The organism is Psychrosphaera sp. F3M07 (genome assembly GCF_018860345.1).
In the GTDB taxonomy this organism is placed as follows: Bacteria; Pseudomonadota; Gammaproteobacteria; order Enterobacterales; family Alteromonadaceae; genus Psychrosphaera; species Psychrosphaera aquimarina.
The window spans coordinates 561,077-582,821 of sequence record NZ_JAHKPJ010000021.1 but is presented as its reverse complement, the minus strand read 5'-3'; the positions used below and the strand labels follow the sequence as shown (position 1 = coordinate 582,821).

Genomic DNA, 21,745 nt, shown 5'->3' with positions numbered 1-21,745 from the left:
AAATACATAGCTGTTAACAGCAGCAAGTTAAATGTTAACTTGCTGCTTTTCGTATTTAACTATTAGTCAAAGTAGAGCTTAATTATGAGTCAGTTACCTCAAATAAAAATCCCTGCCACTTATATGCGTGGCGGCACCAGTAAAGGGGTGTTTTTTAGTTTAACCGACTTACCAGAAAGGTGTCAGGTTGCAGGTGAAGCTAGAGATAACATGTTACTTCGTGTAATTGGCAGTCCAGATCCATATGGTAAACAAACCGATGGAATGGGAGGCGCAACGTCGAGTACCAGCAAAACCGTCATTTTATCTAAAAGTAGCCAAGCTGATCACGATGTTGACTATTTATTTGGACAAGTCGCCATTGATAAAGCGTTTGTCGATTGGAGCGGTAATTGTGGAAATTTAACGGCGGCCGTTGGATCGTTTGCGATATCAAACGGTTTAGTTGCTGCCGACAGAATTCCCCATAACGGTCATGCCGTAGTAAGAATTTGGCAACAAAATATAAAAAAAACCATTATTGCACATGTTCCAATTACTAACGGTGAAGTACAAGAAACCGGTGAATTTGAATTAGATGGTGTGACTTTTCCTGCTGCTGAAGTGCAAGTTGATTTTGTCTCGCCTGTTGATGCATCAGAAGCAATGTTTCCGACAGGGAATATCACTGATGTTTTGAACGTACCTGCTGTTGGTGAGTTTGCTGCAGCAAGTTTTTCAGTGACAATGATTAATGCAGGCATACCAACGATATTTTTAAATGCTCAAGATTTAGGTTATACCGGCACTGAATTACAAGATGCGATTAATCGTGATGAAAAAGCATTAGAACGTTTTGAAACCATACGAGCTTATGGTGCAATAAAAATGGGCTTAATCGACAATGCTGAACAAGCGGTTGCAAGACAGCACACGCCAAAATTGGCTTTTGTTACTGGCAACAAAGCTTATGTTGCTTCAAGCGGCAAAAGTATAGAAAGCACAGATATTGAGTTAAATGTAAGAGCCTTATCTATGGGGAAATTACATCACGCCATGATGGGGACTGCAGCCGTAGCAATAGGTACTGCTGCCGCTATCCCTGGTACTTTGGTATCTCAAGTTATCGCCTCAGGGGCAAATACCTCAGTTACTTTTGGACACCCGTCAGGCACATTAAAGGTTGGTGCTCAGACAGAACAAGTTAATGGGGAATGGACTGTAAATAAAGTATCAATGAGCCGCAGCGCTCGAGTATTGATGGAAGGTTGGGTAAGGATCCCAAGCGATTCGTTTTAATCGTTAAACTAAATGCAAACAAAGAGTGATCACTGTGTTTCACTCTTTGTTTAAATACCCATGTTATAAATTACATTACATCCCAAATTGCTTGGGCTGTAGGGCCTAAAATTTTAGTTCTATTTTTAACAATGCGTATTTCAGCATTAATTTCTGAGTTCATTTCAGGTAATTTAAAACGTATTAAATTTTCTTCCATTTCACTTGTCCACGAAAAATCCGTAATTGGTCCCCAGCCTAGTTGTCCATTTAACGAGGCAATGAAACATGACACATCGTCAATTTTCACAATACTATTGCTTAATTGTTTAGCTAGGCTAGTTTTATCCATATCAAAAGCTAATTTGATAGGGGTTAGTTGCGGTATTTGTCTTAAAATTTTTGCTGTGATCTGTTCTGGTTTTGAAATATTAAAAGGCTTTAATAAATTTTTGTGAATACATAATTGAAAATTTAATGGGCCTAAGCTTTTAGATTCAAAATCACCAGCACTCTCAAAAGTGATATTCCAAGGCGTGATGGCTAATTCAACTTGTTGTTCGGCAAGTAATTTTAAAGCATTTAACATCTGTGCACCTTGTAGATGCAATTCGGTGTTTGGAAACTTGCGTTGAATAGGAACTATTTTTTTTATAATTTCATTAATATTAGCGGTACTTTCAAACGCTATTTTTACTTCATGTTCTTCACCGCGAGTATAGCTTTCACTTAAACTGTTAAGTTGGCTGACTTGAGCTAATATCTGTTTACTCTTTTGATAATAAATTTTGCCTTTTGCTGTTAATTCGAGTCGATAACCGCTGCGGTCAAAAATATTAAAACCCACATCAGATTCCAATCTTTTTATGGCCATGCTTACCGCAGGTTGGGTTTTATATAATAAGGTTGCTGCTTCATTGATCGATCCTGAGGTAACAACAGCTTGTAGGGTTCTAAGTTGTTCAAAATTCATGTTTAATCTTAATTAGTAAATACAATCTATATAAGTAAATTTTATGTAGATGTTAATTTAATATAAGTATTAATGAAAGCATAACTTAACTAGTATGTGCACACTAAATTGCGATGGAAAAATATTATGTCTGTATTTAAAAATATTATTGTTAACACCTTAACACTGGCAAGTGTGAGTTTGTTGTTTGCCTGTTCTGAGTCATCAACAAACCTAGAACCCGTTAAAGAGTTGATCCGTCCCGTTAAAGTTGCGGAAGTGGTATCAACAAATGGCAATAATATCAAAACCTTTCCGGCAACCGTTGAGCCAACGCAAATTGCGCATCTTACTTTTAGAGTAAATGGCGAAATTGAGAAATTATTAGTCGTTGCTGGTGAGCACGTTATAAAAGGGCAGTTGCTTGCAACGCTCGATGATAGAGATTTTTCGTTACAACTAAAACAAGCGCAGGCTAAATATGAATTGTCTAAGAGCCAATTCTCTCGTTCTAAAAAACTATTTAAAGAGCAGTTGATATCAAGTTCTGCCTTTGATGAAGCCAAAGCCCAACTCGATATTGCAGAAGCCCAACTAAATGTTGCTCAAACCAACCTTAAATATACATCTGTGGTTGCACCATTTGACGGTATTGTCGCTCAATTAAACATAGAGCAATATGAATTTGTACAAGCAAAACAGCCAATTATGGAACTTCAAGGCCGTAAACAAGTAGACATTGCAATTCAAGTGTCTGAAAACGTAATGGCTAAATTACCAAAAAGTGCTGAAAGCAATGAATACCAACCCACTTTCATTTTAGATGTGAACCCGGATCGTAAATTTAAAGTGAAATTAAAAGAACATGACATCACACCAAACCCTGCAACAAAGTCATATAAAGTTGTATTTGCTATGGACAGCCCAGAAGACATTAATGTTTTAGCTGGAATGACGGGTGATCTTATAGTTGAAATGGATCAAGTATTAGAAGTTAAAAATGCGTACTTTTCAGTACCAGTGGAGTCGATTTTTTTACCAAACGAATTTGCAGGCCAAAACAAAACGTTTATTTATAAGTTAAATGCAGCTAACAAAACAGTATTAACCGAAGTAGAAGTAATAAAAATTAACAACGATAGCGCGACGATTAAACCTACCGTTGTGGATGAGTTAAATATTGGTGATTTAGTCGTTGCCACAGGCAGTCACTTAATCTCAAATGGCCAACAAGTGAAACCGTGGTCAAGAGAGAGAGGGCTGTAATATGGCTAAAGGTATGGACATCGCAAAATACTTTATTCGCCAGAAAACCACATCTTGGTTGTTATCCGTTTTACTTTTAGTTGGTGGGGCAATTTCATATACCAATTTAGGTCAGTTAGAAGACCCGGAGTTTGTATTAAAACAAGCCATAATTATTACCCAATACCCTGGCGCATCACCAGAACAAGTAGAAGAAGAAGTTACTTATCCATTAGAAAATGAAATCCAAAAGTTGGCTTACGTCGACAATATTAAGTCCATCACGTCAAACGGTATCTCCCAGATCATTGTTGAAATGAAATCGACCTATCGTAAACAAGAGTTACGCCAAATTTGGGATGAACTTAGACGTAAAGTTAATGACTTTAGCCCTAATTTACCTGCAGGTACTTCTACCCCTATCATCAAAGATGACTTTGGAGATGTGTTTGGTGTGTTGTTTGCTGTTACAGGTAAAGGTTTTGCCTATGATGAGATCAACGATTATGTTGATTTTATTCGCCGTGAGTTAGTGCTGTTAGATGGCATTGGTAAAGTAACGGTTGAAGGGAAACAACAAGAGCAAGTCATTATTGAGATCTCAAATAACAAAATGATCTCGTTAGGGTTATCTACTGATTATCTTTATCAAGTTTTAGCCCAACAAAATGTAGTGTCTAACGCTGGTTCTGTCAGAGTTGGTAACGAAAATATACGTTTCCACCCAACCGGTGAATTCACCTCGGTGCAAGAGTTAGGTGACTTAATTGTCAGTCCATCAGGTCAAAACAAACGCATTAAGTTATCTGATATAGCCAAAGTCTACCGGGACTTTGTTGAGGTACCATCACATATTGTTAGGCATAACGGTCAACAAGCTATATATGTTGGTTTATCATTCGCCTCAGGAGCAAACGTTGTCGACGTAGGAAAAACCATAGAAACAAAACTTGCCGAATTAGAACAATACCGTCCATATGGTATGGAGTTAAGTACGGTTTATAACCAACCACAAGAAGTTGCCGTTTCGGTTAAAGGCTTTATCGACAGTTTAGTGTTGGCAGTGGTCATCGTTATCATCATTTTATTATTGTTTATGGGCTTTAAAACCGGTTTATTAATCGGTGGTATCTTATTAATTACGGTTATGGGTACCTTCATCTTTATGAATATGTATGGTTGGCAGTTACATCGTGTTTCTCTAGGCGCTTTGATAATTGCACTGGGGATGCTGGTTGACAATGCCATCGTGGTGGTTGAAGGTATTTTAATCGGCATGCAAAAACGTTTATCAAAAGTTGAAGCGGCCTCGTTAATTGTAAAACAAACTAAGTGGCCACTTTTAGCGGCTACGTTTATCGCCATTATCGCATTTGCACCGATTGGGTTATCACCAGATGCAACGGGTGAATTTGCATCATCTTTATTTTATGTCTTATTAATATCTTTGTTATTAAGCTGGGTAACGGCAATTACCATTACGCCATTTTTTGCAAACTTATTGTTTGTAGATGCGAAAGGCAATTTATCGGCTAAAGCACAAGCTAAAGATGAACAGGAACAAAGTAACGAAGACCCATATAAGGCAGGGATCTACCTAGCTTATAAACGAATATTGGAGTTCACCTTAAAAATACCAAAAACGACTATGTTGCTTATGTTTGTGTTATTCATCAGTGCGGGTTATGGGTTTAAGTTTGTAAAACAAGCCTTTTTCCCATCATCAAATTTACCTATGTTTTATTTGGAATATAGATTGCCGTCTGGCTCTGATATACGAGCAACGTCAGAAACGGGGGCTGAGTTAGAGCGATACGCAAGCCAACTAAATAAAGTGCAATTTGTCTCGTCGACGATTGGCCGTGGTGCAACTCGTTTTATGCTGACCTATAAAATGGAAATGAATTACAGTAATTACGGTCAACTGATCATTCGAGTTGAAGATAAAGAAAACATAACCCCTGTTATTGTCGACTTAAGGGAACATCTAAAAAATAATTATCCTAGTGTTGAAAGTAAAATTACCCGAGTCAATATTGGACCTGCATCTGGTGCCAAAATAGAAGCCAGAATCTCAGGCTCTGATCCTGTGGTATTAAGACAATTGTCGGATAAAACCAAACGTATTTTAAGTGCAGACAAAGGCGCGATGAATATCACCGATGATTGGAAAAATATGACAAAAGTTATTCGTCCTATATTTAATGCTAAAGTAGGGAGAGAAGTGGGTATATCTAAGTCAGATGTCGATAATCTTCTATTAACCAATTACCGAGGTAAAGCGGTAGGCGTATATCGCGATGGTACAGAACGTTTGCCTATCTTAATTCGATTGCCAGACAACGAAAGACAAACCATTAATACCTTAGAAGACATGCAAATTTACAGTCCGGTGTTAAAACAATATATCCCGATCACTCAAGTTGTTACTGAGTTTAAACTGGAATTTGAAAACCCTGTGATCATGCGTCGTGACAGAAAACGCACCATCACAGTAATGGCAGATCATGATATTTTGTCAAACGAAACCGCAGCGCAATTATTCGCTCGTGTTAAACCTCAAATTGAAAAAATTGAACTACCCGCTGGATACAATATCAGTTGGGGCGGCGAGTTTGAGGCAAGTGCAAAAGCACAAAAACCTATCTTTGGGTCGTTACCTTTAGGTTATGGCATGATGTTTATTATTACTATTTTATTATTTAATTCCTTTAAAATTGCAACTGTAATATGGACCACCGTACCGTTGGCCATCATTGGTGTAACAATTGGATTTTTAACAACCGGAATACCATTTGGTTTTATGAGTTTGTTAGGGTTATTGAGTTTGTCAGGTATGTTAATAAAAAATGGTATCGTTTTGGTTGAACAGATCACCCTTGAAAAAGAAGAGGGCAGAGAACTGTATGATGCCATCGTTCATGCTTCTGTGAGTCGTGTAAGGCCTGTGTCTATGGCAGCAATAACCACAGTGCTTGGTATGTTGCCTTTATTAACCGATGACTTTTTTAAGAGTATGGCAGTGGTCATTATGTTTGGATTAAGTTTTGCCACTGTATTAACGTTAATTGTCGTGCCGGTTATGTATTCTTTGTTAATCAAAGAAAAAGACATTAATGTGAAAACCACAACACATAATTAACAGATGTAATTATTAACGCGTAAATGTAAATTAAAGGCCAAGTTTATTACTTGGCCTTTTTTATATTAGTAAAAACTAAACTAAGATGTTTATAATAACAATAACTTACTAACCGTTTTGGTGAAAATATGATCTTTAGACAATTATTTGATGCAAAGTCTTCAACGTTTACTTATTTATTGGCGGATGAAGTTAGCAAAGATGCGGTGATAATCGATCCTGTGTTTGAGCAGTCCAATCGCGACATTGCATTAATAACAGAGCTAGGTCTTAACTTAACTCACTCACTAGATACTCATTGCCATGCCGATCATGTAACCGGAAGTTGGTTGTTAAAACATAAAATAAATAGTTTGATAGCCAGTGCTAAAGTTATTAACGCTGAATACACAGATGTGGCTTTGGAACATGGCGACATTATTAAATTTGGTCAATATGAGCTACAAGTTAGAGCAACGCCTGGTCATACGGACGGTTGTTTAACTTACGTTTGCCATGCACAAAAAATGGCGTTTACCGGTGATGCTTTGTTAATTCGTGGTTGTGGACGTTGCGATTTCCAACAAGGCAGTGCCAGTCAATTATTCGATTCTATCCATCAACAAATATTTTCTTTAACCAATGACTTTTCACTGTACCCTGGGCACGATTACTCCGGTCGATGTTCAACTTCAGTTGCCGAAGAAAAATTGTTTAATGCAAGGTTAGGTGGTAACGCCAGTAAACAAGACTTTATTGGTTATATGGATAACATGACATTACCGCACCCTAAATATATTGATATTGCCTTACCTGGTAATTTAGTCAGTGGTAAGCCAGACAAATTGCCACAAGAACCAACGTGGGCCCCTATGGAATTAAGTTATGGTGGTATATATCAAGTATCACCTTATTGGGTGGCCACTAATTTAGATAAAGTTACCATACTTGATGTTCGTGAAAATGAAGAAGTAGCTCAAACTAAAATTAATGGTGCGATTACTATTCCTTTAGGAGAGGTGAGTACAAAGTTATCTACTATTCCCACTGATAAACCAATAGTGACCTTCTGTCGCTCTGGTAGACGTTCAGCACTAGCGGTTGATATATTAAAGAAATCAGGGCTTACAGATGTCGCCAATATTAAAGGTGGTATGTTGGCGTGGCAGGATCAAAGTTTACCTTATAGTTTTTAGCTCTTGTATTTACCTTAACAAGCCAGCCGTTGTCGATTAATAGCGTCATACATGTCAGCGGCTTTTTTGATCACTCTTATTTCACGGAAAAACGGCTCAGCTTCAGGGTATTGTTGTTTTATATAGACAAACCACTGTTTAACTCGGTTTGAATAATACAAACCTTTGTCACCCTCAATTTCATATTTTGAGTATTCCAATATTAACGTAAGTAACTCTTGCCACGTGAGTTTGCTAGACAAACCTTTGATCCATGCCGCTAAGTTTGGAACCGCCAAAGCCCCACGACCTAACATAATATTTTCACATTGAGATTGAGCTTGGCAATTGGCCGCATCATCTGGATTCCAAATTTCACCATTGGCAATAAGCGGGGTATCAACGTGCTGCTTAATTTGTTTGATCCAATCCCAATAAGCAGGTGGTTTGTAACCGTCTGACTTAGTACGAGCATGAATAGCAATTTCACTGGCACCGCCTTCAGATAAAGCTTGTGCATTTTCAATAGCTAGAGATTTATCCTCATAACCCAAACGCATTTTTGCCGTAACAGGGAGGTGACTAGGTACTGCAGCTCGTACTGCTTTAAGTATTTTAAATAAAGTCTCTGGCTCTTTTAATAAAATAGCGCCGCCTTTGTTTTTATTAACCAGCTTTGCTGGGCAACCAAAGTTTAAATCTATCCCAGGACTACCAAGTGATGTAGCTACCACGGCATTTTCTGCCAGCCAGTTTGGATCTTGGCCAAGTAATTGGATACGTACAGGCACACCAGAAGGGGTTTTACAGCCATCTGAGTTTAATAGTTCTGGGCAGAGGCGATAATAAACACGGTCAGGCAACTTTTGATCAACAATTCGTACAAACTCTGTCATGCATAAATCGATGCCACCCATAGTGGTCAGCATATGTCGCATTAAATGATCGATAACTCCTTCCATTGGCGCAAGGACAATTTTCATATAAACGTACTCATTCGTTTTTGCCTCGTGCCATGATGCTAGAGGAGCTTTAAAATTAGGCGCGGATTATACAGGTTTAACATTCTATTCATAATTTAAAATCAAGGTTAATTCAGATCCGGATCAACCTATTTTTAAGGGTTATACTTTCACCTGTTGTTTAGCAAAATAGTCTTTTAAAAAGTCTAATAACAACCTTACTTTTTTGGTGTTAGCCGCGCCGGGTAAAAATACACCAAAAATATTGATATCACTGAGTTCGTAATCACTCATCACTTGTTCTAACGTACCGGCTTTAATTTTTGGCCATGCATCGTAAATTGGCACTCGTCCTATACCATGTCCACCTTCAATAAATGCGGTTCTGGCAGCGGCATTATTAGTACTTATACTGCCTTTAGTTGCCACACTGTAAGAACGAGCACCTTTTTTTAATTCAATATTACCTGAGGTGAGTTTGTATATGATCCAGTCATGTTGGGTTAAATCAGATGGTTTTTTTGGCCGCCCTCGCTGGTTAAAATACTCCGGCGAACCACATAAACACATAGGTAACACCGACAATTTAACCGCTTGTAACCCACTGTCGGCTAGAGGTGCGCCACGGATAGCAATATCAATCCCTTGCTGCATAATGTTTACAACTTCGTCGGTTAACATTACGTCTAAATCTATCTTGGGGTATAAGCCTCTAAATTGATTTAACGCGGGTATAATCGTTTGTAAACCCACATTAACTGGGCAGGTTATTTTAATTAACCCCTCAGGTTCATTTTTGATGTTTTCTATTTGCTGGTTTGCTGCAAATGCTTGCTCGGCAATAATACGGCAGCGTTCATAATACTCACTACCTGCTTCTGTTAAGCCTATAGTGCGAGTAGAGCGGTTTAATAACGTTACACCAAGCTGAGTTTCTAACTTTTTAATATGATAACTGACGACGGCACGACTTAAGTTTATGTGTTTTGCTGCACCAGACAAGCTGCCTTGCTCAACCACTTGAGCAAATACCACCATACTTTTTAACTGTTCAAAAGAGACATCCATAATTGATCACACCGTTAGTTTTATTAAAACCATTATCTGTTATTTTTATTGTATCAAAAATTTTGACAATGATATCAAATTACTGTGCATTGTTAGTTTTTGTTTGGTCTATATACTTATCTCATCAAATTAAGATTAATAACATTTATTAATTAAGTTAAAAGAGAGAAAATGATGACGTTTAAAATATTAATGGTTCTTACATCACATGCAGATTTAGGCGATACAGGCGAAAAGACTGGCTTTTGGGTAGAAGAGTTTGCTGCCCCATATTATATATTTAAGGATGCTGGCGCTCAAATTACATTAGCTTCTCCTTTAGGTGGACAGCCTCCAGTTGATCCTAAAAGTGAATTAGAAGATTTTCAGACGGCAGCAACAAAACGTTTTGATGCTGACAATGAAGTGCAGCAGTTAATTGCTAATACAGAAACTTTATCGGCAGTAAACGCAGACGATTTTGATGCTGTATTTTACCCAGGTGGTCACGGCCCTTTATGGGACTTAACCGACAATGCAGATTCAATTAACTTATTGCAAAACTTTATCGCGCAACTTAAACCCGTTTCGGCGGTGTGTCATGCAACGGCTGCATTACTAAATGTAAAAGATACTAACGGCGAATTGTTCATTAAAAACAAAGAGATTACTGGTTTCAGTAATAGTGAAGAAGACGCAGTGCAATTACGTGAAGTTGTACCATTTATGTTAGAAGATGAAATTGTCAAACGTAACGCTTTATACCAAAGCGGAGCAGACTGGCACCCATTTGTTATCCAAGATGGATTAGCAATTACAGGTCAAAACCCTGCCAGCTCTGAACTTGCAGCACAAAAATTACTTGCTTTGTTAGCAGAGTAACTAAGTAAGTTATAGAGTTCTAACGATTTAAATAATCAAGTTTAATAAAACTAAGGTGTGTATACACACCTTAATGGAAGATAATACATGTTTAATTTTAGTTTTAAAAATACAACCAAGATTCATTTTGGCGAAGACAAAATTGCAGCCATCAGTAAAGAAATACCAGCGCACGCTAAAGTCTTATTTGTTTATGGTGGTGGTTCAATTAAAAGTAATGGTGTTTATGATCAAGTGGTTGAAGCGTTAAAAGATCATACCTTTGTTGAGTTTTCAGGTATAGAGCCTAACCCAAATTACGATACGTTAATAAAAGCATTACCTATCATTAAAGAAAATGACATTGATTACATTTTAGCGGTAGGTGGTGGTTCTGTCGTAGATGGTGTGAAGTTTATCGCCGCTGCAGCGTTCTTTGAAGGTGATGAACCTTGGGACATACTGTCGAAACAAGCACCAATTAACAAAGCGCTACCAATCGGTGTTGTTCTAACATTACCAGCAACGGGGTCGGAATCTAATATTGGTTCGGTTGTGACTAAAGACGGAAATAAACTAGCGTTTATGCACCCATTTGTTCGACCTAAGTTTGCGGTACTTGATCCTAAAGTGACTTTATCCTTATCTGAACGCCAAGTAAGTAATGGTGTGGTAGATGCGTTTGTACATACGATTGAACAATACTTAACGTATCCAGTAAATGCCAAAGTACAAGACCGTTTTGCAGAAGGTTTATTACTTACTTTGATTGAAGAAGGTGAAAAAGTATTACAACCTGAGTTCAATAAAGATTTGGAAGTTCGAGCTAACATTATGTGGGCCGCAACTATGGCGTTAAATGGTCTTATTGGCACGGGTGTACCACAAGATTGGACGACACATATGTTAGGTCATGAATTGACAGCAGAGTTTAATATCGATCACGCTCGTACCTTATCTATCGTACTACCAGCTGTGATGAAAGTATGTAAAGCTGATAAACACGCTAAGTTAGTTCAATACGCTGAACGTGTATGGAATATTACGACAGGATCAGACGAACAAAAAATTGAACAAGCGATTGCTAAAACAGAAGCATTTTTTGTTGCGATGAAAGTGCCAACTCGTTTATCTGACGTTGATGTAGATGCTTCCAAAGTTGATACTTTAGTTAATCGTTTAGAAGCACATGGAATGACACAGCTTGGTGAACACCAAAAAGTGACATTAGATGTTAGCCGTGAAATTTATCACCTAGCGTTGTAGGAGTTGATAGTTTATGAGTACTTCAGTTATGAATAAATCAGAAACAAACACACAAAGCCGTTTAATCAATAGACAGATCACTTTGGCAGCACGTCCTAATGGTGAGCCAAAACCATCTGATTTTAAATTAGTAGAAAGTGTTATTCCTACTATTAGTGAAGGACAAGTTTTATTAAGAACCGTTTATTTGTCATTAGACCCATATATGCGTGGTCGTATGAGCGATGCTGAGTCTTATGCTGACCCAGTAGCGATTAATGGCGTGATGGTGGGTGGATCGGTTTGTCGAGTAGAGCAAACTTTAAACGATAACTTCAAACAAGGTGATTGGGTTGTCGCATTTGGCGGTTGGCAAGATTATTGTGTGTCTGACGGAGTTGATTTATTAAAACTTCCGGAGCAGCTCGCACAAAAATCTTATGCGTTAGGCATTTTAGGTATGCCAGGTTTAACGGCTTACATGGGACTAATGGACATTGGCCAGCCCCAAAAAGGTGAAACGGTGGTCGTTGCTGCCGCAACTGGTGCGGTGGGAAGTTTAGTTGGGCAGATTGCTAAATTAAACGGTTGTCATGTCGTTGGCATTGCTGGTGGTGCTGAGAAATGTGATTACGCTGTTAAAGAGCTGGGTTTTGATGCATGTATTGACCATAAATCAGCCGACTTAAACGATGCATTAAAACAAGCTTGCCCAAATGGCATTGACGTGTACTTCGAAAACGTTGGTGGTGCGGTATTTGATGCGGTTTTACCACTATTAAACACTAAAGCAAGAGTGCCATTGTGTGGGTTGATCTCACAATATAATGCAACATCATTGCCTGATGGTCCAGATAGAATGGGCGCGTTAATGGGACGTTTGTTAGTAAAACGAATTAAAATGCAGGGCTTTATTGTTTTTGATGATTATGGCCATCGTTACAGTGAATTCAGTGACGCGATGTCAAACTGGTTACAAACAGGTCAAATTAAATACAAAGAGCATTTAGTTCAAGGACTTGGTAATTCACCTGAAGCTTTCATTGGTTTATTAAAAGGTGAAAACTTTGGTAAATTAGTGGTTCAGGTTGGTGAAGCCAATTTAACTGACTAGGTTAATATATCTAAGTTTTAACTAGATGTTAAATCATCACAAAAGGCACTCATTGAGTGCCTTTTTTATTAAAAAAGAAGGTTGAGTGTCGGCAATTATTGTCGGTTTGTTATAAAGCCCAATTTATTCTTTCTAAATCACAACTTATTATTGGTTATCCATTTTGTAATACCATGATTTACTTTTTGGTATTTGATTGTATCTTCGTTGAAAGTATTGGTAATAACAAGTAGATTACCAATTGCGTAGTTTTGTATATAAGTTATGCAGGTAACTTGAGTGCCTGAAACCCTATTCTGTAAATAATAAATATAACGCTCAGAGACTTAGGTGGTACTTAAAGTAAAACTCAATTCGACAGGACACAGCAGAATGAACAAAAATTTAATGACACTAGCCTTAACTCTGGCAATTAGTGCTTGCAGTAGTGACGATATAAAAACAGAAAAGGAAAATTCACCTGCCGTTTTTTCAGGAGTGAATACCGCTGTAAACAATCTTGAAACGGTGACCAACAATCACCATTTAGTGGTCAGTGATGCCGATGAAGGAGAAGATGGAATTGTCAGTCAAACAAATACAATCACGACTTACGGTACATTCTCTATCACGGAAGATGGTGCATGGACCTATGAATTAGATGCATCTAATAGTGCCGTAGTTGCTTTAAATTCAGGGGAACAATTAACCGACACAATAACGATAACCTCAATCGATGGCACTCAAAGCAACATTGTCATTACTATTACAGGTTCTGCTCCCCAAGTTAATCAACCCGCAACATTCTCTGGCGACCTCAAAGCCAATGTATATAACGACTCAACAAATAAATTAATGGGCAAGATTACGGTTACGGATCTTGACGAAGGTGAAAGCACAATTCAGTCACAAGAAAATGTGTCAACAAGCTACGGTAAGTTCGATATCAACAATCGCGGAGAGTGGACATACACAGTAGACAGTAGTAATGACGCTGTGTTGAGTTTAGACATAGGTTCTAATTTAACAGATACCATCACAATCATTTCACAAGATGGAACAACTACAGAGCTGGTGATCATCATTTCCGGTACAACAACCAGTAGCTCAAATGGCTTTAGTGCAGAAGAAGGTGGGAATCATATCGATGGCTATACCAATGCAGTACCAGTCATTAATTGCACTAGCACAGTAAGTTCTATTTCAAGCTTGGAAGATGCCGCGGAAGAATTAGTTGCAGGGGATACTTTATGTTTGTCAGATGGGATTTACACCGGTGATTTAGAGCTACGTATTGAAGCTATAGGCACGGCGGATAAACCCGTTATAATTGCTGCAGCTCATTCAGGTGAAGCGATTATTAAAGGTGGTGAAATATCCGTTCGTATGGGCGGAGAACACATTGTCTTGCAAGGTTTTGTATTTAGAGACGGTGAATCGGGTAGTTCTATTATCAAGTTGGAAAAAGAAACTGAGTGTCGTTATTGTCGCGTAACGGAAGTATCAATCATTGATATGGATGGCGGAGAATATGACAGCTCAAAATGGATTGAATATTATGGTCAATACAACCGTATTGATCATAATTGGTTCTCAGGAAAAGAATCAGCAGGGGCACTGTTGGTATTACCGCGATGGATAGATGAAGATACATTCAAGTCTTCAGGTTTTGCCGAAGATAGGGCACAAATAGATCATAATTATTTGGGGAATCGCCCACCGGCTTTTGGTCGTGCTTACGCAGGGAGTAGTGATAATGAATATGAAGGGGTTCGTTTGGGATTAAGTACAACTCATTCCGCGCCATCCTATTCTACCTTGGAAAATAACTACTTTGAGCGTATTCAAGGTGAGGCAGAAGTTATTTCTAATAAGTCGGCTAATAATATTATTCGTCATAACACAGTACGTAATAGTAATGGTTCGATAGTTACACGTCATGGTGCTAACGCTATCATCAGCAATAACTTTGTTTTTGGTGACGATAATCCATTTTCTGGTGGTATTCGCTTAGTTGATGATGGTCATATTGTGACAAACAATTATGTTCAAGGGGCACGTTATTCAAGCTCTAATTGGAACGGAGGAATCGTTTTAACTTCAGGTAATAATGCAGGCGATACTGAAAATGGTTATCAAAATGTAAGTAATGTATTTGTCGCTAATAACACCATAGTCGACAGTGTAAATAGTTTAAATGTATATGGCGGTAAAAATGATGAAGCGCCAAAGAATATTTACTTTTTAAATAACATTATTGCAGATGCCATTGGCCCCGTTATCCGCACTAATGGTGAAGATATGCCGTCCAACTCCACCTTTGCTGGTAATTACATATTTGGTCAGGCGTTTTCAGACAACGATGATGTAACGGAAGGAAGCACAACTGGATTCACATTTGTTGATGTAATGTTAGGGATAGGCACGGATGGTTTATATCGTCCTAGTACCAACAGCCCAGACTTAACGGCAAACTCAACAACCGATGTAGGCGCTTTTACTTTGCCAACCATAGATATGGATGGACAAATACGTTCAGCAGCAACCACCTCTGGTGCAGATGACATCTCAAGTGATACTGTAACGCTTGCTCCACTAACATCTGATGATGTAGGTCCCATAAACTATCGTCCAACACCAGGCAAGATTTATGTTGAAAAAGTATCTATCGCTAATCATGACTTTGATAGTGGTGATTTAGCCGAATGGACTAATGAAGGGAGCACCGGAGCGACCATCATAACAGGTGATGATGTATTTTCACGGGGGCATAGTTTAATGTTAGATAGTAACGAGGCTATGGTAACGCAAGTGATCACGCTCAATGCACACACCAACTATACCTTATCCGCATTTATGAAAGGCGCCGCTAAACTGACCATTACGGTTAATGGTGAACATTATGCAGCAGAAAGAACGTCCAATAATTATGGCTTAAGCACGGTTAGTTTTAATTCAGGAGAGGGCACATCGGCTGTGCTCCGTGCAACGGTCGATGATTTAGTGACGAATAACGCAACTATCTTAAACCCAGACTTTGATGATGGGCAAGAAAACTGGATAGTGGTTGAAGGTACTGGTATCGGACAAGTTCAAGATTCGAGTAACTCCTCAGGCGGAAATGATGGCTCTATTAAGTTTAAATATAATAGTGACGACTCTGGAACACCTCATAACCCTTATATCGCACAGACGGTTTCCGTACAGCCTAATTCGGAATACAAGTTATCAATATATAATTTATACAAGAGTGATGGTAATGCTTCCTCAATTCTATTCGGAGTTGCAACCGATACCGATGTAACCGTGGAAGCAAACGTACTTGCTAGTAAAAACTCAGTTTATTCAACGCTTAAATCAGCAGGAAACACTAAAGGAGACGATAGTTTCTATCAAGATACGTTAACCTTTAATTCAGGTGCAAACACCACCTTGACTGTTTTCGCTCAATTTAAATCAACGGATGGTTCAGAAATTCGAGTTGATGAATTTGATTTGAGTTATCAAGGCGCGCCAGAACAAGGTACAAAAGCCTTTTTTGATAGTATAAGGTTAGTCTCACACCCGTTGTCAGAGGCCGAGTCTTTAGCTGCTGAAGATGATTAAGTATAAAAACTAACAACTGATAATTAAAAATGCCGCCACCTATGTGAGCGGCATTTTTGTTTATGACAATAAATGCAGTAGTTTAAGAATTAGGAGAGTCATTAATACTTTGAATATTTGGCGTCATCTTTTTGCAAAAGAAGTGGAGTAAATAGAACATTGAATTAACGCCATTAAAGCGAAGAATAAAACAAAAAAGCCTACAAGCAATAAATTGAAAGAAAAATCCACAAAAATGATAGGCGGTAAAATTACTAACATAGCACCAAAAAATGTCCTATATACTCCTTTTAGCGCAGCACCAACTTTAAATAATAAATAGTCTAATGTGGTTACAATATTTTCAATCTGGTCAGTTGGTTTAAACCAATAATGTTTAGCACAACGTACAAGGAACTGCAGCACAGCGAGCCCTAAAAAGTAATATAACACTTCAGGTATCGGCATAATGTTTTCAAGAAAAGAGAATAAAGATGGTATCCCAGTAACATATAAAATTATTAACGCAGGCACGCCACCAAGTAAAATAGCAGTAAATATTTCGGCAAAAATAACAGATGTCATAATTGTATTTCTTCGCATATTACCCCCCTAAAAAACAACTGTACGATTAACTGTATACTAGTACTGTATATAAATTCAGTCAACTGTCTTTTTAAAGGTATTTCAGTATATTGAGTTTTGGCAAATAGATAATTAATAAAACGGAAAGGGTGAAAGATAACTTCTTATATTAAGGGTTAATAAAGTGAGCTAATCATTATAATTAAGCGGTGTATCGATTTAGTTTCAGAACAATACATGCAAGCTGACTTATTTTTACAAAGTGCAGTTAATAAGTAGCTTATGATAAATATGGACAGCATTAACAACTTATTTGGTCGAAGCACAATACAATTAGCGGGTGAACAACAAAGTACAAATTGGACAAAGAAGTGTGAGTTCCTAAACCCTAGATACACAACACGATGGAAATTATTCTTTAATAAGGTGTTAAGCTAGGTTTTCATTTATTAGTAATGTTGAATTAAATAAATGAAAACCGACTGAATAACCACCAGCTGTATCACTGTATGTAACCAAAGCTTCTTTGATAAAATAAAAAGTCTTTTAAAGTAAGTAGTTAACTGCCGGGTTCAACTTCCACTGGCTCAGTCAGTTCCGTTTTATTCTATTTCCTAACTCATTATTGGACATTTATAAGTTAGGACGATGGCGCGCTTGGTGATATTTAGACGTTATTAGCTAATTCTAAATTAAACGTATTTGCGCTGAACCCGAATAGCGCGTGTAAGAACATAGTTTAGTTGTTTTGGTTAAAGTTAAAGCGTTCATAAGTTATCTCACTATTTGTCTGTAAGATACGCTATGGTGTGAGATAACGGTTTTTCAGGGATGAGTAAGTCTATAAAGCAAAGGTCATAAAGCCTACCTAGGCTTTTTACTTTTAAAATGTAATTTGATCTGGAATATCAATAACGCTAAAAAGATTAAAACTAAAAAAATAAATCCTAATGGTTGGTCTTCGAACGTATAATTTACCTTTCGACTTCCTCGAGTATAACCAGCTTCACCATTCCAAAAACTCATAGCAAGGTAAATCCCTAACATTAGAGTGACAAACCAATCTGGCTTTAGGTCCGATTTTTTTATGTGAGAGTGTTTTTCCTTTACTTGTGTTTCTTCTAATTCATTTTTTTTTATTAACTTTCGTAGTACTTCCTCACGTTCAGGCCACCTTTCCTTATCCAACGAGGCATAGGATTCACGTAACTCTTCTAGATTATATTCATCAAAACGGGGAGTCATACATTTACTCCTATTCTTTACTTATAGTCATTTTAGAAGATAATGGGAACAGTAATCCAGCAGCAACTGCAGCTACCGTTAACGGATTTAATTCAATTGCCGCGGTCAAATCTTTTAAAAATAAAAACCAAACTATTAAATAAACTAAAGCAACGACTAATTGTCTCTTCCAAGAGAATATTAACTTATATGCGCTTTTACAATCAGGGCAACACATATCGTCTTTGTTAGAAAAGTAAGGAGATAAACCCAATTGATAATTACAATTTATACATTTCATTATTTAGCCCAACTATAAAAGTTTGTACATATCATACTTATCCTGATGGATACAGACAAGGGAGTTATTCTTACATACCTTCAGGGGATGGAGGGTTTTCTTATAGGGTTTGGCAAGACCTCCATCAACAAAACAACATTTCAGATTTAACCCCGAGCGTTCTTTTAAACGAAGGTACTCCTGACGATTTTGTTCAGCCATATCTGCAAATGGCCAGAAAACCTAGAGTAATACTGCCTGCTGCCGTTAAAGTCTTAATGGTCATTGTCTGCTTTTCGCTCATAGCTACCTTTAGAGTAATTACGACAACACGTTTTGGGTCATAAATGAGTTACAACCGCTACATACATTCTAAGACTACATCTAACCGAATAGCCACGTATTACAAAGCGAAGCTCTACAACCCTTATAAAAAATAGGTCAGACGTGTTTTGTGTATACGCGTTTCGTGAGTTAACAGAAGAGGATACAAACGGTGATACAAAACCTGTTGGTTCTTATTGGTATTCGTTGGAAGTTATTGGGCATAAAAAAAGCCAGAACCCTTAATTTATCTACTCATAGATAAGGGTGCTGACTTGTTTTATCTAGCTTTGAAAGCCTAATGTGGTGGAGCTGGGGGGAGTCGAACCCCCGTCCAGAAAAGCTTATCCTTTGGCGCTACACGTTTAGTCAGTTTTTACATTCACCAATAAGCTGCGAACAGACACGCCACTTATCGACTATCCTGAATTAAATTTCGTGGGTTGCCTCTCAGGCGGGAGCCGCGCCACTAGTTCGTTTGGGTTTTGATCTCTTGTTGTTCCCCGTCTTACGAGCAGAAGCTAGGGCAAGAGAGCTCTTGGCAGGGTATTAAGCTGCTAGTGCGTAGTTTTCGTCGTTTGCGACTATTTTTTTACGGCTTTTTACGAGGCAAACCGTCCCTCGACGTGCTCCATCCGGTATCATCAATCCTGTCGAATCCTAGATCAGCCCCGAAAATATTTTCTAGCAGAATCCTTTATTCAACGGAACATTGTCCGTAGATGTAACAGTTAGATAATAAACTCATTTAACGCTGATGGGAAGTATATAGCGGGCTGACTGCTGAAAAAACATGCGTATAATAAAATTTAAGTTTAGATTGTTGTCAAAATATGTTTAGAATCTGTTTGGTTGTTTGAGATTAAGGTTTTGTTTGGATATCTTAATTTCAGGTGAATTTTACCCAAATTCAATAAATTCGGCTAAAAATCGATAATAGTTAGGATATATGGGCGTTTGGGTATTGCTTATTGTTTGGTAAGCGTTTACATTTCGTTTTCCAAATTCAAATAAATGGAATAATAAAAATGAATAAAAGTGAATTAATTGCAGCTATCTCGTTAGGTGCCGACATTTCAAAAGCTGATGCTGAAAAAGCGTTAAACGCAACAACAGCAGCAATCACAGCTGAATTAGCTGACGGTAGTGACGTTTCTTTAGTAGGTTTTGGTACATTCAAAGTGAATGACCGAGCTGCTCGTACTGGTCGTAACCCTCAGACTGGTGCTGCAATTCAAATCGCCGCGGCAAAAGTTCCTGCATTTAAAGCAGGCAAAGGATTAAAAGAAGCTTGTAACTAAGCCGATTATCTTTAAGAATTATAAACGCACCTTTTTAGGTGCGTTTTTTATTTGGGCTTAATAATTACTTCTTAACTTTCTTCAACTAAGCTTAAATATACCCCTCATCAACATTTCAGCATTGTTTAAACTATTTTAAAATAAATGTGATCTTATTTTTTTTCATTAACGTATGTATTTGTATGTGTTAAAGAATGGACAGGTCATATGCAAGTTGTACAATCAAATGTAACCAATAAATTTACAGGTAGTGTTATAAATTCTATGGCTAGTGATACTCAGCATACGGACATTTGCTTGTGGTTAGACGCAGTAGCAACCTCTCGGGATAAAGCCGCATTTACCCAGTTATTTCATTTCTTCGCGCCTAAAATTTTGCATATTTCTCAGTCGAAGCTTTTTGACAAGTCTTTGGCAAATGAAGTTGTGCAAGAAACCATGACCAATGTGTGGAAAAAAGCACATTTATTTAATTCAACAAAAGGTGCACCTACTACTTGGGTGTTTACCATTATGCGTAATGTCACCTTTGATATTCTGCGTAAGTTGCAATCCAATAAAGAAGATAATTTGAGTGAAGACATATGGCCTATGATAGAAGATCAAGCCATAGAAGACGAACCTTTCTCAGACCATATAGAACAGAAAAATATTCTAGCGGTAATTGATAAATTACCTAAAAACCAGCAAGAAGTAATTCAAGCTTATTATTTTATGGAAATGTCTCAAGAGCAGTTGGCACAACACCTTGATTTACCTCTAGGAACGGTAAAGTCCAGGTTGAGGTTGGCGTTAAGTAAGCTGAAAGAACATTTGGGAGAAAAAGAATGATTAACCACCACCCTAAACTAAATTTATTAATACAACACGTAAATGGTGAGTTACCGGCTTCTATTTCTGCAGGTATAAAAATACATTCTGATATGTGCAAACAATGCAGTGAACAAATAGCTGAATTAACCAAACATGAAGCTAAGTTAAGTTTTTCTCAAACCAACGTTGATGATGCTGAGTTTGGTTTTGATGTTGACGCTTTGATTAATGATATTACTCAAACACAACCTGAGCCTGAGGTGATCCCAGATAATAAACCAGTAGCGGTTACGTTCAGGGGCGTTACCTATAAATTACCCAATGTGATGAAACACATGGAGCTTGGTAAACCTGCTCAAATAGGTAAGTTGAGTCGCTCTCGGATTTTACTTGATGAAGGTCATATACATTCAAGCTTATTACGTATTGAAGCGGGCGGTGGTATTCCTGAACACACCCACAACGGATATGAAATTACCTTATTATTAGAAGGTAACTTTAAAGATGATATGGGCGAATATGTTCCTGGTGACTTTATCGTTTTAGATGGCAATCATCAACATCAACCTGTGTCTGAACAAGGCTGTTTATGTTACACCGTGGTGAGTGACTCGTTACATTTCACTCAAGGCATTAATAAATTATTAAACCCAATTGGCTCATTCATTTATTAGG

18 protein-coding genes and 1 other RNA gene are annotated in these 21,745 nt (G+C 37.8%); 12 read left to right on the top strand and 7 right to left on the bottom strand.

Annotated features, from left to right (window positions below; all coding sequences use genetic code 11):
* Positions 1-84 precede the first annotated feature (84 nt).
* A complete protein-coding gene (prpF, locus tag KO505_RS13170) occupies positions 85-1,278 on the top strand; it encodes a 2-methylaconitate cis-trans isomerase PrpF (RefSeq protein WP_216055902.1) in 1,194 nt (397 codons plus the stop codon).
* 70 nt (positions 1,279-1,348) lie between these two features.
* Here the strand turns inward: prpF and KO505_RS13165 are convergent, their stop codons facing one another.
* A complete protein-coding gene (locus KO505_RS13165) occupies positions 1,349-2,230 on the bottom strand; it encodes a LysR family transcriptional regulator (RefSeq protein ID WP_216055901.1) in 882 nt (293 codons plus the stop codon).
* A 126-nt stretch (positions 2,231-2,356) separates the two neighbouring features.
* On the opposite strand from KO505_RS13165, the gene KO505_RS13160 reads away from it, so the two are divergent.
* The 3 genes from KO505_RS13160 (at position 2,357) to KO505_RS13150 (ending at position 7,771) form a co-directional block, all read left to right on the top strand.
* Entirely contained in the window at positions 2,357-3,475 is a 1,119-nt protein-coding gene (locus KO505_RS13160; RefSeq protein ID WP_216055900.1) for an efflux RND transporter periplasmic adaptor subunit, read from the top strand.
* Between the two features lie 13 nt (positions 3,476-3,488).
* Positions 3,489-6,596 (top strand): efflux RND transporter permease subunit, encoded by a 3,108-nt coding sequence (locus tag KO505_RS13155; protein WP_216056010.1) that lies wholly within the window; start codon positions 3,489-3,491, stop codon positions 6,594-6,596.
* A 128-nt stretch (positions 6,597-6,724) separates the two neighbouring features.
* Positions 6,725-7,771 carry a rhodanese-like domain-containing protein gene (locus tag KO505_RS13150; RefSeq protein ID WP_216055899.1) on the top strand — a complete coding sequence of 349 codons (1,047 nt, stop codon included), beginning with the start codon at positions 6,725-6,727 and terminating at the stop codon, positions 7,769-7,771.
* 14 nt (positions 7,772-7,785) lie between these two features.
* On the opposite strand, the gene KO505_RS13145 is transcribed toward KO505_RS13150, so the two are convergent.
* Both KO505_RS13145 and KO505_RS13140 read right to left on the bottom strand, forming a co-directional pair.
* Positions 7,786-8,733, bottom strand: coding sequence for a tRNA-dihydrouridine synthase (locus KO505_RS13145; protein WP_216055898.1), 948 nt, complete (start codon positions 8,731-8,733; stop codon positions 7,786-7,788).
* A gap of 141 nt (positions 8,734-8,874) precedes the next feature.
* Complete coding sequence (locus tag KO505_RS13140) at positions 8,875-9,780, bottom strand: LysR family transcriptional regulator (protein WP_216055897.1); 906 nt, start codon at positions 9,778-9,780, stop codon at positions 8,875-8,877.
* Positions 9,781-9,954: 174 nt separating this feature from the next.
* Between KO505_RS13140 and KO505_RS13135 the strand changes: the two genes are divergently transcribed.
* The 4 genes from KO505_RS13135 to KO505_RS13120 all read left to right on the top strand — a co-directional run bounded on the left by KO505_RS13135 (position 9,955) and on the right by KO505_RS13120 (position 16,564).
* A complete protein-coding gene (locus KO505_RS13135) occupies positions 9,955-10,641 on the top strand; it encodes a type 1 glutamine amidotransferase domain-containing protein (RefSeq protein WP_216056009.1) in 687 nt (228 codons plus the stop codon).
* An 87-nt stretch (positions 10,642-10,728) separates the two neighbouring features.
* Positions 10,729-11,886 (top strand): iron-containing alcohol dehydrogenase, encoded by a 1,158-nt coding sequence (locus KO505_RS13130; protein ID WP_216055896.1) that lies wholly within the window; start codon positions 10,729-10,731, stop codon positions 11,884-11,886.
* 13 nt (positions 11,887-11,899) lie between these two features.
* Positions 11,900-12,979, top strand: a complete 1,080-nt coding sequence (locus KO505_RS13125) for an NADP-dependent oxidoreductase (protein WP_216055895.1) — start codon at positions 11,900-11,902, stop codon at positions 12,977-12,979.
* Between the two features lie 372 nt (positions 12,980-13,351).
* Complete coding sequence (locus tag KO505_RS13120) at positions 13,352-16,564, top strand: chondroitinase-B domain-containing protein (protein ID WP_216055894.1); 3,213 nt, start codon at positions 13,352-13,354, stop codon at positions 16,562-16,564.
* 123 nt (positions 16,565-16,687) lie between these two features.
* Here the strand turns inward: KO505_RS13120 and KO505_RS13115 are convergent, their stop codons facing one another.
* Positions 16,688-17,146 (bottom strand): hypothetical protein, encoded by a 459-nt coding sequence (locus KO505_RS13115; RefSeq protein WP_216055893.1) that lies wholly within the window; start codon positions 17,144-17,146, stop codon positions 16,688-16,690.
* A 264-nt stretch (positions 17,147-17,410) separates the two neighbouring features.
* On the opposite strand from KO505_RS13115, the gene KO505_RS17585 reads away from it, so the two are divergent.
* Positions 17,411-17,566: a DUF4113 domain-containing protein gene (locus KO505_RS17585; RefSeq protein ID WP_216055892.1), complete on the top strand. Its 156-nt coding sequence runs from the start codon at positions 17,411-17,413 to the stop codon at positions 17,564-17,566.
* Positions 17,567-17,992: 426 nt separating this feature from the next.
* Here the strand turns inward: KO505_RS17585 and KO505_RS13105 are convergent, their stop codons facing one another.
* The 3 genes from KO505_RS13105 to ssrA all read right to left on the bottom strand — a co-directional run bounded on the left by KO505_RS13105 (position 17,993) and on the right by ssrA (position 19,629).
* Positions 17,993-18,373, bottom strand: a complete 381-nt coding sequence (locus tag KO505_RS13105) for a hypothetical protein (protein ID WP_216055891.1) — start codon at positions 18,371-18,373, stop codon at positions 17,993-17,995.
* Positions 18,374-18,383: 10 nt separating this feature from the next.
* A complete protein-coding gene (locus KO505_RS13100; RefSeq protein ID WP_216055890.1) occupies positions 18,384-18,653 on the bottom strand; it encodes a hypothetical protein in 270 nt (89 codons plus the stop codon).
* A 607-nt stretch (positions 18,654-19,260) separates the two neighbouring features.
* Positions 19,261-19,629: a transfer-messenger RNA gene (gene ssrA, locus KO505_RS13095) on the bottom strand.
* A 355-nt stretch (positions 19,630-19,984) separates the two neighbouring features.
* Between ssrA and KO505_RS13090 the strand changes: the two genes are divergently transcribed.
* The 3 genes from KO505_RS13090 to KO505_RS13080 all read left to right on the top strand — a co-directional run bounded on the left by KO505_RS13090 (position 19,985) and on the right by KO505_RS13080 (position 21,744).
* The gene (locus tag KO505_RS13090) at positions 19,985-20,257 is read left to right on the top strand and encodes an HU family DNA-binding protein (protein WP_216055889.1); all 273 of its coding nucleotides are present in this window, start codon (positions 19,985-19,987) and stop codon (positions 20,255-20,257) included.
* 207 nt (positions 20,258-20,464) lie between these two features.
* Entirely contained in the window at positions 20,465-21,088 is a 624-nt protein-coding gene (locus tag KO505_RS13085) for a sigma-70 family RNA polymerase sigma factor (protein ID WP_252731785.1), read from the top strand.
* Positions 21,085-21,744, top strand: coding sequence for a ChrR family anti-sigma-E factor (locus tag KO505_RS13080; RefSeq protein WP_216055888.1), 660 nt, complete (start codon positions 21,085-21,087; stop codon positions 21,742-21,744). Before KO505_RS13085 ends, KO505_RS13080 begins: the two co-directional genes overlap by 4 nt.
* Position 21,745: the final 1 nt, after the last annotated feature.

What these genes read in the sequence shown, in the direction of transcription:
- prpF (WP_216055902.1), top strand. Translation starts at nt 85, where the DNA reads ATGAGTCAGTTACCTCAAATAAAAATCCCTGCCACTTATATGCGTGGC.
- KO505_RS13165 (WP_216055901.1), bottom strand. Translation starts at nt 2,230, where the DNA reads ATGAATTTTGAACAACTTAGAACCCTACAAGCTGTTGTTACCTCAGGA.
- KO505_RS13160 (WP_216055900.1), top strand. Translation starts at nt 2,357, where the DNA reads ATGTCTGTATTTAAAAATATTATTGTTAACACCTTAACACTGGCAAGT.
- KO505_RS13155 (WP_216056010.1), top strand. Translation starts at nt 3,489, where the DNA reads ATGGACATCGCAAAATACTTTATTCGCCAGAAAACCACATCTTGGTTG.
- KO505_RS13150 (WP_216055899.1), top strand. Translation starts at nt 6,725, where the DNA reads ATGATCTTTAGACAATTATTTGATGCAAAGTCTTCAACGTTTACTTAT.
- KO505_RS13145 (WP_216055898.1), bottom strand. Translation starts at nt 8,733, where the DNA reads ATGAAAATTGTCCTTGCGCCAATGGAAGGAGTTATCGATCATTTAATG.
- KO505_RS13140 (WP_216055897.1), bottom strand. Translation starts at nt 9,780, where the DNA reads ATGGATGTCTCTTTTGAACAGTTAAAAAGTATGGTGGTATTTGCTCAA.
- KO505_RS13135 (WP_216056009.1), top strand. Translation starts at nt 9,955, where the DNA reads ATGACGTTTAAAATATTAATGGTTCTTACATCACATGCAGATTTAGGC.
- KO505_RS13130 (WP_216055896.1), top strand. Translation starts at nt 10,729, where the DNA reads ATGTTTAATTTTAGTTTTAAAAATACAACCAAGATTCATTTTGGCGAA.
- KO505_RS13125 (WP_216055895.1), top strand. Translation starts at nt 11,900, where the DNA reads ATGAGTACTTCAGTTATGAATAAATCAGAAACAAACACACAAAGCCGT.
- KO505_RS13120 (WP_216055894.1), top strand. Translation starts at nt 13,352, where the DNA reads ATGAACAAAAATTTAATGACACTAGCCTTAACTCTGGCAATTAGTGCT.
- KO505_RS13115 (WP_216055893.1), bottom strand. Translation starts at nt 17,146, where the DNA reads ATGCGAAGAAATACAATTATGACATCTGTTATTTTTGCCGAAATATTT.
- KO505_RS17585 (WP_216055892.1), top strand. Translation starts at nt 17,411, where the DNA reads ATGATAAATATGGACAGCATTAACAACTTATTTGGTCGAAGCACAATA.
- KO505_RS13105 (WP_216055891.1), bottom strand. Translation starts at nt 18,373, where the DNA reads ATGACTCCCCGTTTTGATGAATATAATCTAGAAGAGTTACGTGAATCC.
- KO505_RS13100 (WP_216055890.1), bottom strand. Translation starts at nt 18,653, where the DNA reads ATGAAATGTATAAATTGTAATTATCAATTGGGTTTATCTCCTTACTTT.
- KO505_RS13090 (WP_216055889.1), top strand. Translation starts at nt 19,985, where the DNA reads ATGAATAAAAGTGAATTAATTGCAGCTATCTCGTTAGGTGCCGACATT.
- KO505_RS13085 (WP_252731785.1), top strand. Translation starts at nt 20,465, where the DNA reads ATGCAAGTTGTACAATCAAATGTAACCAATAAATTTACAGGTAGTGTT.
- KO505_RS13080 (WP_216055888.1), top strand. Translation starts at nt 21,085, where the DNA reads ATGATTAACCACCACCCTAAACTAAATTTATTAATACAACACGTAAAT.